Origin of the sequence: uncultured Stenotrophomonas sp. (assembly GCF_913778665.1) — a bacterium.
Taxonomy (GTDB): domain Bacteria; phylum Pseudomonadota; class Gammaproteobacteria; order Xanthomonadales; family Xanthomonadaceae; genus Stenotrophomonas.
Genome location: NZ_CAJYVQ010000002.1, coordinates 231038 through 246399 on the forward strand (window position 1 = coordinate 231038; position 15362 = coordinate 246399).

A 15362-nucleotide genomic window follows, 5' to 3' on the forward strand; every position below is an offset into this window, starting at 1 on the left:
CCGAGGGGTAGGGCGATGGGGTCAAAACCCTTCCTGCGGAAGGAATCCGACCCCGGCTCAAGCAGTTACGGCTTTACGGCGAGAGTGACCTGGCCCAGTTCGGTGGCGCCCTGGGCCTTGCCGTTCTGCGCGGCGGTGGCTGGCCAGGTGAAGGGGATCTTCAGCAGTTCGCGGCCGCCGACTTCGCGTACCGCCTCCACCACCAGGGTGTAGTTGCCCGGTGCCAGCTGTTTCAGTGCCGGTTGCTTGTCGTTGAACGACAGCGCGTGCTTGCCGGCCGGGCGGGTCGGGCCGGTCACGCCGTCCACTGGCACCTGCAGGGTGCGTCCGCTCTTGCGCCACCACTGGCGCAGGTCGGGCAGCCACTTGGTGCCGTGGCCCTCGCTGTTGCTGGTCTGCTGGTACCAGACCGACAGGTTGGCCGCGACCTTCTGGTCGGCGCCTTCCAGCCACACCGCCACGTACGGGCGGTGGTATTCGGCCACGTTGAGCTTGGGCACTTCAACGTTGATGTCGAGGGTGGCGGCGTAGGCCGGCGAGGCGGCCAGCAGGCCGCTGAGGGCGATGGTCAGGGTCACGCGCATGGAGCGGCTCCGGAAACGAGGGAAAGTCAGTGGATCAGCAGCAGGGCGATCAGCAGCGGGATCATCAGGCCGAGGCCGACCAGCGGCCAGGTCATGCGCCGCTGCCGCGCATGCAGGTGCAGCAGGAACAGGCCGGTGATGCAGAACACCAGGCAGGCCACCGCGAACAGGTCGAGGAACCAGCCCCACGCCGGTCCGGCGTTGCGGCCCTTGTGCAGGTCGTTGAGGTAGGACACCACGCCGCGCGAGGTCGATTCGTATTCCACCGCGCCGGTTATGCGATCGATGCTCAGCCAGGCGTCGCCGCCAGGGCGTGGCAGCGACAGGTAGATCTCTTCGGCCGACCACTCGGCCGGGCGGCCGCCGATGGCGATGCCCAGCTGGCTGTCCAGCCAGTGCCGGGCCGGGCGCGGAATCGGCGCGTTGCCGTCCTCGCGCGTGCCGAGCTGGCCGAGCAGTCCGGCCGGCAGTTCCAGGTGCCGGTTCTGCACTTCGGGCGTGGCCTCGATCTTCGCCGCATGGTTGAGGGTCAGGCCGGTCACCGCGAACAGCAGCATGCCGATCAGGCAGACCGCCGAGCTGATCCAGTGCCACTGGTGCAGCGTACGCAGCCAGAAGCCACGGCTCTGTTGCTGCTGCACGGCGGAAGGGACAGGACGGCTCACGGCACGGTTCGGAACGGGCGGGGACTGCCCATTACATCATTGATGAGAATAGCTCGCAATTGCGTATCGTTCTGTATCCCTGGCGGGGTATCAGCGGTTGCGGCCAGCGGCCGGCACTACCGCAGACCGGTGGATCAACGGCATGCGTGGATGAAGCGGTGCCAACCAAGGTTGGCACCCACCAGGGCAGGGCGGTGCGCGGCGGTCAGAACTTCGCGTTCAACGAGATCCAGTAGCTGCGGCGCTGGTCCTTGGTTGCATAGTCATCCACGCAGTTGAACTCGCTTGGGCTGATCAGCACGCACGACTGCGAGACGAAGTCCTTGTCGAACAGGTTGTTGACTCGCGCGTTCACCGTCAGCCATGGCGTGGCTTTCCAGCTGCCCCCAAGGTGAAAGATGGTGTAGTCCTCGTAGTAGCGGGTCTGGCTGGCACCGTTGGCGTCCAACAGCGTGTCGCGGTAGCGGTCGTAGCGGCCCTCGCCGATCAGCGACAGGCTGATGGCCTCGTTGAGCTGCCAGTTGAGGCTGGCATTGGCCATGTGCTTGGCGGGGGTGGTGCCGGTGATCGGCAGCCCCTTCTGCGGGCCGCTGGTCTGCTCGCTCCTGGTCCAGGTGTAGTTCCCACGCAGCTGCAGGTGGTCGAGCAGGTCGACGTGGCCGGCCAGTTCGGCACCGCGGGTTTCGGCCTTTTCGATGTTCACGCTCTGGGTGAAGGTACTGTAGCCCAGCGCCGCCCAGCCCGGGCCGATGTCAACGCAGTAGCCACTGCCGGCCGGAGCCACTTCACAGTTCGGGAAGGTCCCGCCGCTTGCGATCTTGTCCTCGAACATGTTGATGAAGCCGGTGACGTTGAAGCCCCAGCGCTGGCCTTCGTAGTACGCGGCCAGCTCGTAGTTGGTGCTGGTTTCCGGCTTCAGGTGGGGCGAGCCCACCAGCGGCAGCACGCCCTGGCCACCAAAGCCGGTGATGCCCGGGAACAACTGGTCCGGCCGCGGGGTCTTGTAGCCGGTGCTGACGCCACCCTTGAAGGTCCACGCATCGCTGGCGTTCCACACCAGGTAGCCGCGCGGGCTGAGATGGCTGCCGAAGATGTTGTGATCGTCGTAGCGCAGGCCGAAGGTGGCGGTAAGGGTGTCGGTCAGCGCCCAGTTGTCCTCGGCGAACAGCGCCCACATGCGGTGCTTCTGCCGGGTGTTGCTGCGGTAGCCGGCTCCGTCCATGCCGAACACACCGTCGATCATGTCGGTGTCGTTGTACTGGCCGCCGACGGTCAGCTTGTGCGCGCCGAAGTCGAGGTCGAGCATCGTGTCGAGCACGTAGCCTTCCAGTTCCATGGTGCGCAGCGGACGCGGCAGGAACGCCTGCAGGCGCGCCATTTCGCTGGGGCTGAGTGCGGTCAGGGCATTGCCACGGCCGGCCGCGCAGTGGTTGGCCGCGCCGGCGCGGCGGCAGGCGTCATTCCACAGTGTCTGCAGGTTGGCGCGCTCGTCCAGGGTCAACGGCAGCGAGCGGCCGAGGTTGCTGCTCTTGCTGTGGGTCAGTGAGGTCTGCCAGGTGCCGAAGCCGTAACGGCCCTGATGGGTCAGCGACAGCTGGTCGCGCTCGTAGCGCTGGTAGGCCGTGTAGCCCACGCGCGGCTGCACCACTCGGCGGGTGACCGTGCCGCTGCCGTTGGGGTTCGGAATGACCGCGTTGCCCACGCGCCACAGGCTGGCCAGGCTGTCCAGGGTGCCGGTCTGGCCTTCGCTGTTGTCGTACTTCTGCCGCGAGACGTCGTAGTCCAGCCACAGCTCGTGGTCGTCGTTGACGCGGAGGTCCAGGCGCACGCCGGTGTTCCAGTTGGTGTTGGCCACCGACTTGCCACCGCCACCGAAGCCGATGCTGCGCTCCCAAAGCGTGCCGTCGGGCAGGGTCAGCGCGTCCCATTCCGGGTTTGATGCCTTGGCGTCGTAGTAACTGCCGCGCACCGCCAGGCTCAGGCGGTCCTTCAGCAGCGGGCCGCTGAGGTACAGATCGGTGGTGCGTGCATCACCGAACTGGTCGTCCTGCTGCACGGTGAACCCCTGGGTGAGCGCGCCGTGCCAGCTGTCCTGGTTGCGGCGGGTGATGATGTTGATCACGCCGCCCATCGCGTCCGAGCCGTACAGGGTGGACATCGGGCCACGCACCACTTCGATGCGCTCGATCGCGTCCAGCGGCGGCAGGTAGGCGAACTGGCCTCCGCCGAAGTTGTTCGGGTACAGCTGGCCGACGTTGCTCTGGCGGCGGCCGTCGATCAGCACCAGGGTGTACTCGGAGGGAAGGCCGCGCATCGAGAGGGTGGCGCGGCCGTTCTTGTCGGTGGCCTCCAGGCCGACGTCGATGCCTTCGACGTCGCGCAGCGCATCGACCAGGTTGGTGTACGGGCGCTTGCTCAGTTCCTCGCGGCTGACCACGCTGATGCTGGCCGGTGCGTCAACCACCTTCTGTTCGAAGCCGGAGGCGGTGACCACCACCTTGTCCAGCGTCTGCGGTGCGCCGGCGATCTCTGCATGGGCGAAAGCAGGGGCCGCCATCGCCGCCAGAACGGTGCTGGTCAACAGGGGGCGAGACAGGGGCGAACGGAGACGATGGCGCTGGGCCATGGCAGATACCTCGAAGGATGTAAGGCAGCGCGATGCCGGGTGCGGAGCGCGCACGGCAGGGCACGGAAAGCCCGGTCAGGGGCGGCAGGGATGAAGCAGCCAGCGGCGTGCGGGCGCGACCGCGCAGGCGGTCACGGCGGGCCGTGGATCAGGCGAGCGGCGGCGCTTGGCCGCGTTGCTGGCGACGCCCGGGCGCGTCGGCCCAGGGCGTGTCCGGAGCGGCCAGCGGCCAGTCCGGGCGCACGCCGGGCATGGCCGGCGTGGCGGGTACGAGTTCAAGTTCGCTGCGCAGCCACTGGCTGGCCAGCAGCAGCGACGGGCGTGCCTTCTCGGCCGCTTTCACCGGATTGGAGGCGCAGCGGCGCAGCTTGGCCGGGGCTTCTTCCTGCGAGGGGCCTTCGCCACCGCGTTCTTCCAACGGCATCTGCACGGTCATCGCTGTGGCCGGATGCGGCAGCAGCGGCAGGGTGCCCAGCAGCAACGCCAGCATCGCCACCCACACCAGCAGGCTGGCCAGCGCGGGACGCTGCCCGCGCATGGCGGTGCCCATCTTGCGATGGATGAGTGGGCGAGGGCGGAGCGGGCGCAGCAAGCAAGAATCCCCGGGCGGTCGCCGGCAGCGGCCGGCATCAATGGGGCGTGATTGTAATGAGAGCTGTTAGCTGTTGCAAATGAGAATGATTGCCAAATTGTCCTGGGGCGGCCGGAAGCGGCTCAGACCTCGCTCCAGCGCCGCAGCAGGTTGTGGTACACGCCGGTCAGCTGCAGCACCGCCTCGGCGTCGCCACCGGTCCGCCGCAGGCGCTCGATCGAGCTGTCCATCTCCCATAGCAGGCGCCGCTGCACGTCGTCGCGGATCATGCTCTGCACCCAGAAGAACGAGGCTACGCGCGCGCCTCGGGTGACCGGATTGACCTTGTGCAGGCTGCTGGACGGGTACACGATCAGGTCGCCGGCCGGCAACTTCACTTCATGCTCGCCGTAGGTATCGCTGATGATCAGCTCGCCGCCCTCGTACTCGTCCGGATCGGACAGGAACAGGGTGCAGGAGATGTCCGAGCGCAGCTGCTCGCCGCTGGCGAGGTTCATTACCGCGCCATCGACATGGAAACCGTAGGTGCCGCCACCGCTGTAGCGGTTGAAACGCGGCGGCAGGATTTTCAGGGGCAGCGCTGCAGCGAAGAACAGGGGGCTGCGGCTCAGTGCGGCCAGCACGTCCCGTCCCAGCTCCGCTTTCAGGGGCGAGGCTTCCGGCAGCTGCTGGTTGTGCTTGACCACCGCGCCCTGCGCACCGACGGTCTCGCGACCGTCGGCCCAGTCTGCAGCGTCGAGCCGCCTGCGTGCCTGCGTCACGTCCTGGGGTGAAAGCACGTCGGGAATGTGCAGCAGCATGGCGGTTCCTTTGAGGACGGGGGAGCGTGGCTCCCCCGCGCAATGCATCAGAAGCGGATGTCCGCGCTGAGCAGGAAGGTGCGCGGGGCACCCGGGGTGTAACGGTAGCCGCTCTTGTTGATGCTGGCCACGTACTGCTTGTCGAGCAGGTTGTACCCGTTCAAGCGCAGCGAGATGTTTTCGTTGATCGCCCAGGACACGACGGCGTCGTACACCACGTAGGATCTGGTGAACGACGGGGTGCCCACCGCGCCGTCAGTGCCGCGGTGCATACCGGCGGCATAGCGCACGCCGCCGCCGAAGGTGATGCCATAGGGCAGCGTGTAGCTGGTCCAGCCGGTGAACGTGTCGTCCGGGGTATAGGTCAGGTTGGTGGTGCCGTCGGCAGCCACCTTGGCACCTTCCTTCACTTCGGTATCCAGATGGCTGTAACCGGCGCTGACCGACCAGTTGTCGGTCAGGCGGCCGACTGCGGAGAGCTCCACACCCTTCACGCGCTTGCTGCCGGTCTGCGTGGGGTTGCCGGCATCGTCCAGCACGGTGGTGTTGATCTCGTTGTCCACGTCGGTCTGGAACAGCGCGAGGTTCACCGCCAGTGCGTCATCCATGAAGCCCCACTTGCTGCCCACTTCGAAAGTCTTGGCCTTCTGCGGGTCCAGCTTGGGGTTGTCGGCGCTGCTGGCCGAGCTGCTCAGCTGGAAGTTCGCGCCGCCCGGTGGCTGCTGGGAAATGGCGTAGTTGGCGTACAGGCTGACCGTTTCGCCGACCTTGTACAGCGCGCCCAGCTTCCAGTTGAGCAGGGTGTCGCTGGCGTCCAGGGTGGGGTTGCGCAGCACGGTGCCGGTGGGGTTGCTGCCGCACACGGGGCCGCCACGACCGCCACACACCGACGCACTGGCGTACTCGGTCTTGTAGTGGTCGGCGCGCACGCCCGCGGTCAGCAGGAAACTCTCGCCGAAGGAGAGTGTGTCGAACAGATAGATCGCCGAGGTGGTCGTCTTGCCGTGCGCATCGGCGCCGTTGTGCGCCCAGTCCAGGCCGCTGACGTTCCAGTCCGGGTCGTACAGGTGGGCGGCCGGCCAGCTGCTGCCACCGGTGGCGGCTTGGCCGTAGCTGTCCAGTTCTTCGCGGGTGAATTCCAGTCCGGCACTGAGGGCGTGGCCCACCGCCCCGGTGTTGAAGTCGGCGCGCAGGTTCAACTGGTCGGTGAGGATCGTGTTGCGCTGGTCCTTGAAGGTCGGCAGGCTGCGCGCGATGGCGTAGCTGGAGAGGTCGGCGGGGTTGGCATAGGTGATGTTGCCGGTCGGCCGGCCACCCGCGCCGCGCACGCCGGTGCCCATGAAGGCGGTGAGCAGGTAGTCCTGTTCGGTACGGCCCCAGCGTGCGGTGTTGGTCAGGCGCACGCTGTCGTTGAAGTCGTGTTCGAATCGGAAGGTGGCCATCTGCGCGGTCACGTCATCGTGGTCGGCGCGGGTGCCATAGAAGTTTTCCGGATCGACCGGGTGGCCGACCAGGGCTTCCAGCGTCGGCTGCGGGGTCCAGCCCGGCAGCCCCAGGGTGGGCACGCCGCCATCGGGAACGTTGTCCTGCTTCACGTACAGCAGGTTGAGGTAGTAACGGGTCGCGGTGCCTAGACCGAAGGCCAACGACGGTGCGATGCCCCAGCGCTTGTTCCGCACGTGGTCGCGGCCGGGTTGGTCGCTGTCCTGCCACATGCCGTTGATGCGAAGCGCGCTGGTGGGGCCCAGCGACTGGTTCCAGTCGGCGGTGGTGCGACGCTGCTGGTCGCTGCCCAGTGAAATGCTGGCCGAGGTGACGTCCTGCAGGTTGGCCTGCTTGCTGACCAGGTTGATCGCACCGGTGGGTGCCGAACGACCGTTATCGGTGCCGGCCGGGCCCTTGGTCACTTCCACCTGTTCGATGTTGAACACATCGCGCGAGATCGAGCCCAGATCGCGCACACCGTCCACGTACAGGCTGTTGGAAGTGTCGAAGCCGCGCATGAACAGCGCGTCGCCGGTGGTGGTGTTGCCGTTCTCGCCGGCATAGAAGGTGCCCACGCCGGGGCTGTTGCGCAGCGCTTCGGTCAGCGTGGTGGCGCCCTGCTGGTTGAACAGGTCGCTGGTGATCACCTGGATGGTCTGCGGGGTGTCCTGCAGGCGCTGGGTGAACTTCGGCGAGGCCACCTTGTCGGCCTTGTAACCACGGGTGGCGTGGACGTCGATCTTGTCCAGGGTGCGCGCGTTGTCGGCGGCTTCGGCATGGGCCACCACGGGCAGCGCGGCCAGGCCAAGGCCGGCGGCAAGACCAGCGGTGGCCAGCGGCAGGGTACGAAGCGGTGAAGGGTGCTTGCGGCTCTTGATCGGGTTCATGGGCGTCTGCAGAGAGGGAGCAGGAAAGCGCGGCCGGCGCAGGTGGCGCGGCAGCAGGGAATGGAGCCAAAAGGGGAAGGTGCGGATACGACTGCGCAGCGCGCAGCAGAGCGTCAGGCCAGCAGCGCGGGCGGTGCCTGTGAAGGGGGCTGGCGTCGTTCCGGCGCGTGCACCGTAGAGCCTGGAGTCACCGGCGCCGGGGCGTTCGAAGGGGCAGGCTGTGGGAAGTGCAGGCAGAGCGGTCGCAGCACCGGTGGCTTGTCGCCGCGACCGCCATCCGGGTCGGACTCAGCGCGGTGCATCGCTTGTTCATGCGGCAGCGCATGTGGCGGGGACGCTGGCGCGGCACCCTCGATGTGCACCGTGTGCAGGGCAACGGTTGCCGTGCCGCGCCCCTCGTGCAGCGCCGACCACCCCAGCAGAAGCGTGAGCAGCACCGCCACAAGCAGCGGCCACCCGTGGCGGGCGAGCTGGCACAGCGTGGCGGTGGGCGCGGGCGAAGCCATGGCGCAGGGGTGGAGTCGTTACAAAGATGTTGCGTAGAATAACATCAACGATAATGATTCGCATGTACAGGCTGTGGCGGGCCGCCGGGGGCGCCGAAACGCCCTGGAAGAGCCCTCGGGGCGCCTCTGTAGATCCACCCCATGGGTGGGGATGCCCTCAGCCGCAGGCGCGGCCTCAATCCCGGTCGTCGCGCGTCCAGACCGCGTTGTGCTCCCGCTTGACCGGGAACTTGGGCACCGGGGTATAGGCCGGTGCGCACAGGGCGCGGCCATCGCGCACGTCGAAGCGCGCGCCATGCAGCACGCACTCCACGCTGCCTTCGGCGGTGTTGAACTCACCCGAGGACAGCTCGAACTCTTCATGCGTGCACTGGTCCTCCAGTGCGTACAGCTCGCCATCGAGGTTGAACACCACGATCGGCGTGCCGGTCACTTCGTCGAACACGCTCTTCATTTCACCCGGCAGCAGCTCGTTGCCGGCACAGACAAAGGTCCAGGACTCGCTCACGCGGCGGCTCCGGCCAGCGGCTTTTCCAGGATCTCGAAACGCAGGTCGTCGCGCTTGGGGATGCCGAAGCGTTCGTCGCCATACGGGAACGGCTTCTTGATCCCGGTGCGGCTGTAGCCGCGGCGCTCGTAGAAGGCGATCAGTTCGTCGCGCACGTCGATGACGGTCATCTGCATCACCGGCACGTTCCATTCGTGCGCGGCGTGTGCTTCGGCGGCATCCATCAGCTGCTTGCCGACGCCACCGCCCTGCTGGGCCGGGTCAACCGAGAACATGCCGAAGTAGCCCTTGCCGTCGACATCGGCGACGTGGGCGCAGGCCACCAGTTGGCCCTCGCGTTCGGCCAGCAGGATGGTCGAGCGCGGGCGGTCGAGGTCGGCCTGGATGCCTTCGGCGTCGATGCGGGCGCCATCCAGCAGGTCGGCTTCGGTGGTCCAGCCGACGCGGCTGGCGTCGCCACGGTAGGCCGAGGTGACCAGGGAGATCAGGGCGGGGATGTCGGCCGACGTGGCGGCGCGGAAGGTCAGGGTGCTCATCGGCCCATTCTAGGTGGGCCGTGGGCGGGCGCAAATGGGGGAGCTGCGTTGGGTCAGCGCCCTTTCGCACTGCGAAAGGGCTCTGACCGCGCTGTTACGGGTCACCCCAGCAGCTTGCGTACCTTGGTCAGTGCGGTCATGAAGCGCTCGATCTCGGCGTGCGTGTTGTAGAACGCCAGCGAGGCGCGGCAGGTTGCCGCCACACCGAAGTACTGCAGCAGCGGGTGCGCGCAGTGCTGGCCCGAGCGCACGGCCACGCCTTCCAGGTCGAGCAGGGTGGCCAGGTCGTGCGCATGCGCGCCGTCGATCAGGAACGAGACCACGGCCGCCTTCTCCGGCGCTTCGCCGATGATGCGCAGGCCGTCGACGCGGCGCAGTTCTTCGGTGAAGTGCGCGAGCAGTTCGGCTTCGCGCGCTTCCACGTTGTCCTGGCCCAGCCGCTGCAGGTAGTCGGCCGCCACGCCCAGGCCGATGAAGCCGGCGATGTTCGGGGTGCCGGCTTCGAACTTGTGCGGGGCATCGTTGAACACGGTGCCGTCGAAGCTGACTTCCTTGATCATCTCGCCACCGCCGAGGAACGGCGGCATCGCGTCCAGGTGCTCGCGGCGCGCCCACAGCGCACCGGTGCCGGTGGGCCCGCACATCTTGTGGCCGGTGATGGCATAGAAATCGCAACCGATCGCGGCGACGTCGACCTTGCGGTGCGGCACGGCCTGCGAACCATCAACCACAGTGATGATGCCGCGCTTGCGCGCTTCACGGCAGATCTCGCGCACCGGGTTGACCGTGCCCAGCACGTTGGAGACGTGGGTGACCGCCAGCAGCTTGACCTCGGGGGTCATCGCCGCACGCAGCGCATCCAGGTCCAGCGCACCATCGGGGGTGATCTCGGCCACGCGGATCGTGGCGCCGGTGCGCTGTGCGACCAGCTGCCATGGCACGATGTTGGCGTGGTGCTCCATGCGCGAGACCAGGATCACATCACCGGCCTTCAGTCGCGGCAATGCCCACGAATAGGCCACCAGGTTGATGGCGAAGGTGGTGCCGCTGCACAGCACCAGGTCGCTGGGGCGCACGTTGAGGAAGCGGGCCAGCGTGTTGCGTGCGCCTTCGTAGGCGTCGGTGGCTTCGCTGCCCAGCGCATGCACGGCGCGGCTGACGTTGGCGTTGTAGCGGCGGTAGAACTCGTCCACCGCGCCGATCACCTGCACTGGCTTCTGGCCGGTGTTGGCATTGTCGAAATAGACCAGCGGCTTGCCGTGTACTTCGCGCATCAGCAGCGGGAAGTCGAGGCGGACGCGGTCCCAGTCGGGGGCGCCGCTGGGGGTTTCGATCGGGCGCGGCGTGGTCAGGTTCATGCCACACCTGCCTCGGCCAGGGCCTTGTCCAGTCGGCGTGCCAGCTGCTCGCGCAGCGCGTCGGGCAGCACCCTCAGCGGTTCGTGGCAGAACGCAGCGCTGAGCAGTGCCTGCGCCTGTGCCTGCGGCAGGCCGCGCGAACGCAGGTAGAACAGCGCGTTGGCGTCGAGCTGGCCGACGGTCGCACCGTGCGCGGCTTTGACTTCATCGGCGTCGATCACCAGCGTCGGCTGGGTATCGATCTCGGCGTCGGCCGACAGCAGCAGGTTCTTGTTGGACAGGTTGGCGTCGGTGCCATCGGCACCTTCGCGGATCTGGATGCCACCATGGAACACTACACGGCTGCGGTTGGCGGCGACGCCACGCCACAGCAGTTCGCAGCTCGTATCGCGCGCGATGTGGTCGATGCCCAGGCGGGTGTCGACGTGGCGGCGGCCGTTGCCGAGCAGCACGCCGTTGGCGGTCAGCTGGGCGTTGTCGCCTTCCAGCCGCACGTTCAGTTCATGCCGGCTGAGTGCGGCACCCAGTTCCAGGTCCACGCGGTGGTACTGTGCGTCGCGGGCGAGTACCGCGTCGGTGCGCAGGAAGCTGGTCTGGCGTGTGCTGCCGGCCTGCACGCGGGCGTGCTGCAGCACGGCATCGCGGGCGACATGGGCGTGCAGCACGGTATTGTCCAGGTGTGCCGAGTCGCCGACGCTGAAGCGGTGCTCGACCACGCCGAGGTGGGCGCCGGCGCGCAGTTCGATCAGGTGGCGGTGGTGCCAGGCCAGATCGGTAGCACCGGCGACGCTGGCGAACACCAGCTGCAGCGGTGCGTCGACCTGCACGCCCTCGTCCACGCGCAGCACCACGCCTTCATCGGCCAGCGCGGCGTTGAGGCAAGCGAAGATCTCCTCACTGCGCTCGTAGCGGCGGCCGAGGAAACGCACGGCGTCTTCGCCGGCGGCCAGCGCGGCCGACAGCGGCTGCAGCTGCACGCCGGCGGGCAGGGCCTGCACGTCGCTCAGCGCGGTATCCAGGCGCCCATTGACGAACACCAGGCGCGGCGCTGGGATGTCCTCCAGCAGTGCGGCATCCAGTGCCGGTGGGGACAGCGGTGCGGCGGCAAATGCACGGCGCTCCAGCTGGCGCAGCGAGGTGTACTTCCAGGCTTCATTGCGCACGCCCGGCAGGCCATTGCGCAGGGCCGCGTCGAGCACTTCGCGGCGTGCATCGCTGCCGCAGAAGGCCTGGGCCATCGAGTCGAGCAGCGCGCTCATCAGACGGCCGCCTCGCGCACCACGCGATCCTTGAGGAAATCGTAGCCGTGCGCTTCCAGCTCCAGCGCCAGTTCCGGGCCGCCGGTCTTGACGATGCGGCCGTCGGCCAGCACGTGCACCACGTCCGGCTTGATGTAGTCGAGCAGGCGCTGGTAGTGGGTGATGACCAGGAACGAACGGTCAGCGGCACGCAGTGCGTTGACGCCGTCGGCCACGCTCTTCAGCGCGTCGATGTCCAGGCCCGAGTCGGTCTCGTCGAGGATCGCCAGCTTCGGTTCCAGCACGGCCAGCTGGAAGATCTCGTTGCGCTTCTTCTCGCCACCGGAGAAACCTTCGTTGACGCCACGGTGCAGCAGCTCGTCCTTCAGGTGCAGCACCGCCAGCTTCTGGCGCACCAGCTTGAGGAACTGCATGGAGTCCAGTTCGTCCTGGCCACGTGCCTTGCGCTGGGCGTTCAGTGCGGCGCGCAGGAAGTAGGTGTTGTTCACGCCGGGGATTTCCACCGGGTACTGGAACGCCAGGAACAGGCCGGCGGCGGCGCGCGCTTCCGGCTCCTGGTCGAGCAGGTCGACGCCCTCGAACTGCACACTGCCTTCGGTCACTTCATAGCCGTCACGGCCGGCCAGGACATTGCCCAGGGTGGACTTGCCGGCGCCGTTGGGACCCATGATGGCGTGCACCTGGCCGGGCTTCACTTGCAGCGACAGGCCCTTGAGGATTTCCTTGTCGCCGATGCGGGCGTGGAGGTTTTCGATCTTCAGCATGGTACGAATCCAGTAGAGCCACGCCACGCGTGGCTGAAATATTCAGACGTAAGCAGCAGGCGGGTCAGCCGACCGAACCTTCCAGCGAGACTTCCAGCAGCTTCTTGGCTTCCACCGCGAACTCCATTGGCAGTTCGCGAAACACCTGCTTGCAGAAGCCGTCGACGATCATTGACACCGCGTCTTCCTGGCTGATGCCACGGGCGCGGCAATAGAACAGCTGGTCGTCGGAGATCTTGGAGGTGGTGGCCTCGTGCTCGACGGTGGCGCCCGGGTTCTTCACCTCGATATAGGGGAAGGTGTGCGCGCCGCACTGCTTGCCGATCAGCAGCGAATCGCACTGGGTGTAGTTGCGCGCGCCATCGGCGTTGCGGTCGACCCGGACCAGCCCGCGGTAGGTGTTCTGGCCGCGGCCGGCACTGATGCCCTTGCTGATGATCTTGCTCTTGGTGCGCTTGCCGACGTGGATCATCTTGGTGCCGGTGTCGGCCTGCTGGCGGTGGTGGGTCAGTGCCACCGAGTGGAACTCGCCGACCGAATCGTCGCCCAGCAGCACGCAGGACGGGTACTTCCAGGTGATCGCCGAACCGGTCTCGACCTGGGTCCAAGTGACCTTGCTGCGCGCACCACGGCATTCGGCACGCTTGGTGACGAAGTTGTAGATGCCGCCGACGCCGTTCTCGTCGCCCGGGTACCAGTTCTGCACGGTGGAGTACTTGATCTCCGCATCTTCCAGCGCCACCAGTTCGACCACGGCGGCGTGCAGCTGGTTCTCATCGCGCATCGGCGCGGTGCAGCCTTCCAGGTAGGACACGTACGCCTTGTCCTCGCACACGATCAGGGTGCGCTCGAACTGGCCGGTGTGGCCGGCGTTGATGCGGAAATAGGTGCTCAGTTCCATCGGGCAGCGCACCCCCTTGGGAATGAACACGAAGCTGCCGTCGGAGAACACCGCCGAGTTGAGCGCGGCGAAGTAGTTGTCGCCGACCGGCACCACGGTGCCCAGGTACTTGCGCACAAGCTCCGGGTGCTCCTTGATGGCCTCGGACATCGAGCAGAAAATCACGCCCTTCTCGGCAAGTTCCTTGCGGAAGGTGGTGCCGACGGACACCGAGTCGAACACCGCATCCACCGCCACGCCGGCCAGCTTGGCGCGCTCGTGCAGCGGCACGCCAAGCTTGTCGTAGGTGTCAAGCAATTCCTTCGGCACGTCATCCAGCGAGGCGTACTTCGGGCCCTTCGGCGCGGAGTAGTAGCTGAGCGCCTGCAGGTCGATCGGCGCGATCTCCAGCTTGGCCCAGTCCGGCATCGGCAGGGTCAGGAAGTGGCGGTAGGCGTCCAGGCGCCACTGCGTCATCCACTCCGGCTCTTCCTTCTTGGCCGACAGGGCACGGATGGTGTCCTCGTCCAGGCCAGGCGGCAGCGAGTCCGATTCGATCTCGGTGATGAAGCCGGCCGAATACTTGCGGCCGAGCTGCTCATGGATCTCGCGGTTGGGGGTGTCGTCGTGGGCGACGTTTTCGATGGTTTCGGTGGCCATGGGGGGCTGCCTACGGATCAGGAGACGACGTCGACAGCGATGGTGCGTCGCTGTTCGTCATCGGCAAGGGGAAGAGGGGGCAGGATCTGCGCAAGGGTGACATCGCGCAGCGCCTCGGAGACCACGTCGTTGATCAGCCGCCAGCTGCTTCGCGCGCCGCACTTGGGCGCCATGCCGCACTGGTGGTGGTCGTGGCTGCATTCGGTCAGGGCCAGCGGCCCTTCCATCGCTTCGACCACTTCGAACAGCGAGATCTCGATGGCCGGGCGGGTCAGGCGGTAGCCGCCACGGACGCCGCGCAGGCCTTCGACCAGGCCGGCCTGGGCCAGCGGCTTGAGCACCTTGCTGACGGTCGGCGGCTCCAGACCGGTGAATTCGGCCAGCTCGGTGGCACTGAGCACCTCGCCCGGGCGGGCGGCGAGCACGGTCAGCACAACGGTGGCGTAATCGGTGAGTTTGGTGACGCGCAACATGAGGATGCGAGTGGTTCTTAAAGCGGACTGAAATTGTACGCTTTTATTCGCCGCCATCCAACCCGGCCATTCAGCCGGCGCTCGGGCCGGGGCGGGAGGACGCACCGGGGGCCGTTGCCGGGGCGCCATGCTGCGCCAACAGGGTGATTTTCGCAATCACCCGGAATGGGCGAGAATCCCCTTTCCTTTCGCTGCAAACAGCCCGTGCCGATGCCGAAGAAGATCCAAGCCCGCAAGTCCGCCATCCATGGCAACGGCGTGTTCGCCGTGACCCCGATCAAGCAGGGCGAGCGCGTGATCCAGTACAAGGGCCTGCTGCGCAGCCACGGCGACGTCGATGCCGATGACAGCGGCGACGTCGAAAGTGGTCATACCTTCCTGTTCACCCTCAACGACGACTGGGTGATCGACGCCAACTACAAGGGCAACGACGCGCGCTGGATCAACCACAGCTGCGATCCGAACTGCGAGGCGGTGATTGAGGAAGACGAGGACGGAGACAGCCGTGGCGACAAGGTGTTCATCGAGGCCGTGCGGGATATCGCCGCGGGCGAGGAGCTGACCTACAACTACGGCATCGTGCTGGCCGAGCGCCACACTGCCAAGCTGAAGAAGATCTGGGAGTGCCGCTGTGGCTCGCCCAAGTGCACCGGCACCATGCTGCAGCCCAAGCGCTGACCGGGGTTTGTAGCGTCGAGCCATGCTCGACTGCTTCAGCTGCTGGCCGCCGCCGCGTGGAGTCGAGCATGGCTTGACTCTACAAGGGGCCTCCACCTGCC

The 15362-nt window shown here is 67.0% G+C and carries 14 protein-coding genes; 1 reads left to right on the forward strand and 13 read right to left on the reverse strand.

Going from position 1 to position 15362, the window contains the following annotated elements; genetic code table 11:
* Positions 1-65: 65 nt before the first annotated feature.
* The 13 genes from QZ853_RS01960 to QZ853_RS02020 form a co-directional block, all read right to left on the reverse strand.
* The gene (locus QZ853_RS01960; RefSeq protein ID WP_295570295.1) at positions 66-584 is read right to left on the reverse strand and encodes a DUF2271 domain-containing protein; all 519 of its coding nucleotides are present in this window, start codon (positions 582-584) and stop codon (positions 66-68) included.
* Between the two features lie 26 nt (positions 585-610).
* A complete protein-coding gene (locus tag QZ853_RS01965; protein WP_295570296.1) occupies positions 611-1249 on the reverse strand; it encodes a PepSY-associated TM helix domain-containing protein in 639 nt (212 codons plus the stop codon).
* Between the two features lie 205 nt (positions 1250-1454).
* Entirely contained in the window at positions 1455-3875 is a 2421-nt protein-coding gene (locus QZ853_RS01970) for a TonB-dependent receptor (protein ID WP_345777864.1), read from the reverse strand.
* A gap of 148 nt (positions 3876-4023) precedes the next feature.
* Positions 4024-4425 carry a hypothetical protein gene (locus tag QZ853_RS01975; RefSeq protein WP_295570298.1) on the reverse strand — a complete coding sequence of 134 codons (402 nt, stop codon included), beginning with the start codon at positions 4423-4425 and terminating at the stop codon, positions 4024-4026.
* Positions 4426-4589: 164 nt separating this feature from the next.
* Positions 4590-5267, reverse strand: coding sequence for a Fe2+-dependent dioxygenase (locus QZ853_RS01980; RefSeq protein ID WP_295570300.1), 678 nt, complete (start codon positions 5265-5267; stop codon positions 4590-4592).
* A gap of 47 nt (positions 5268-5314) precedes the next feature.
* A complete protein-coding gene (locus QZ853_RS01985) occupies positions 5315-7639 on the reverse strand; it encodes a catecholate siderophore receptor Fiu (RefSeq protein WP_295570302.1) in 2325 nt (774 codons plus the stop codon).
* A gap of 681 nt (positions 7640-8320) precedes the next feature.
* Positions 8321-8653 carry a non-heme iron oxygenase ferredoxin subunit gene (locus QZ853_RS01990; RefSeq protein WP_295570305.1) on the reverse strand — a complete coding sequence of 111 codons (333 nt, stop codon included), beginning with the start codon at positions 8651-8653 and terminating at the stop codon, positions 8321-8323.
* Entirely contained in the window at positions 8650-9189 is a 540-nt protein-coding gene (locus QZ853_RS01995; RefSeq protein WP_295570308.1) for a GNAT family N-acetyltransferase, read from the reverse strand. The genes QZ853_RS01990 and QZ853_RS01995 overlap by 4 nt, the downstream gene beginning before the upstream one ends.
* 101 nt (positions 9190-9290) lie before the next feature.
* Positions 9291-10547, reverse strand: a complete 1257-nt coding sequence (locus QZ853_RS02000; protein WP_295570309.1) for a cysteine desulfurase — start codon at positions 10545-10547, stop codon at positions 9291-9293.
* Positions 10544-11806: a Fe-S cluster assembly protein SufD gene (gene sufD / locus QZ853_RS02005; RefSeq protein WP_295570310.1), complete on the reverse strand. Its 1263-nt coding sequence runs from the start codon at positions 11804-11806 to the stop codon at positions 10544-10546. Before sufD ends, QZ853_RS02000 begins: the two co-directional genes overlap by 4 nt.
* Positions 11806-12570, reverse strand: coding sequence for a Fe-S cluster assembly ATPase SufC (gene sufC, locus QZ853_RS02010; protein ID WP_295570313.1), 765 nt, complete (start codon positions 12568-12570; stop codon positions 11806-11808). The genes sufD and sufC overlap by 1 nt, the downstream gene beginning before the upstream one ends.
* A 64-nt stretch (positions 12571-12634) precedes the next feature.
* Positions 12635-14110, reverse strand: coding sequence for a Fe-S cluster assembly protein SufB (sufB, locus tag QZ853_RS02015; protein ID WP_295570316.1), 1476 nt, complete (start codon positions 14108-14110; stop codon positions 12635-12637).
* Positions 14111-14127: 17 nt separating this feature from the next.
* The gene (locus QZ853_RS02020; protein WP_005408436.1) at positions 14128-14583 is read right to left on the reverse strand and encodes an SUF system Fe-S cluster assembly regulator; all 456 of its coding nucleotides are present in this window, start codon (positions 14581-14583) and stop codon (positions 14128-14130) included.
* Positions 14584-14793: 210 nt separating this feature from the next.
* On the opposite strand from QZ853_RS02020, the gene QZ853_RS02025 reads away from it, so the two are divergent.
* On the forward strand, positions 14794-15261 hold the full coding sequence (locus QZ853_RS02025; RefSeq protein WP_295570319.1) for an SET domain-containing protein-lysine N-methyltransferase: 468 nt from the start codon (positions 14794-14796) through the stop codon (positions 15259-15261).
* Positions 15262-15362 lie beyond the last annotated feature (101 nt).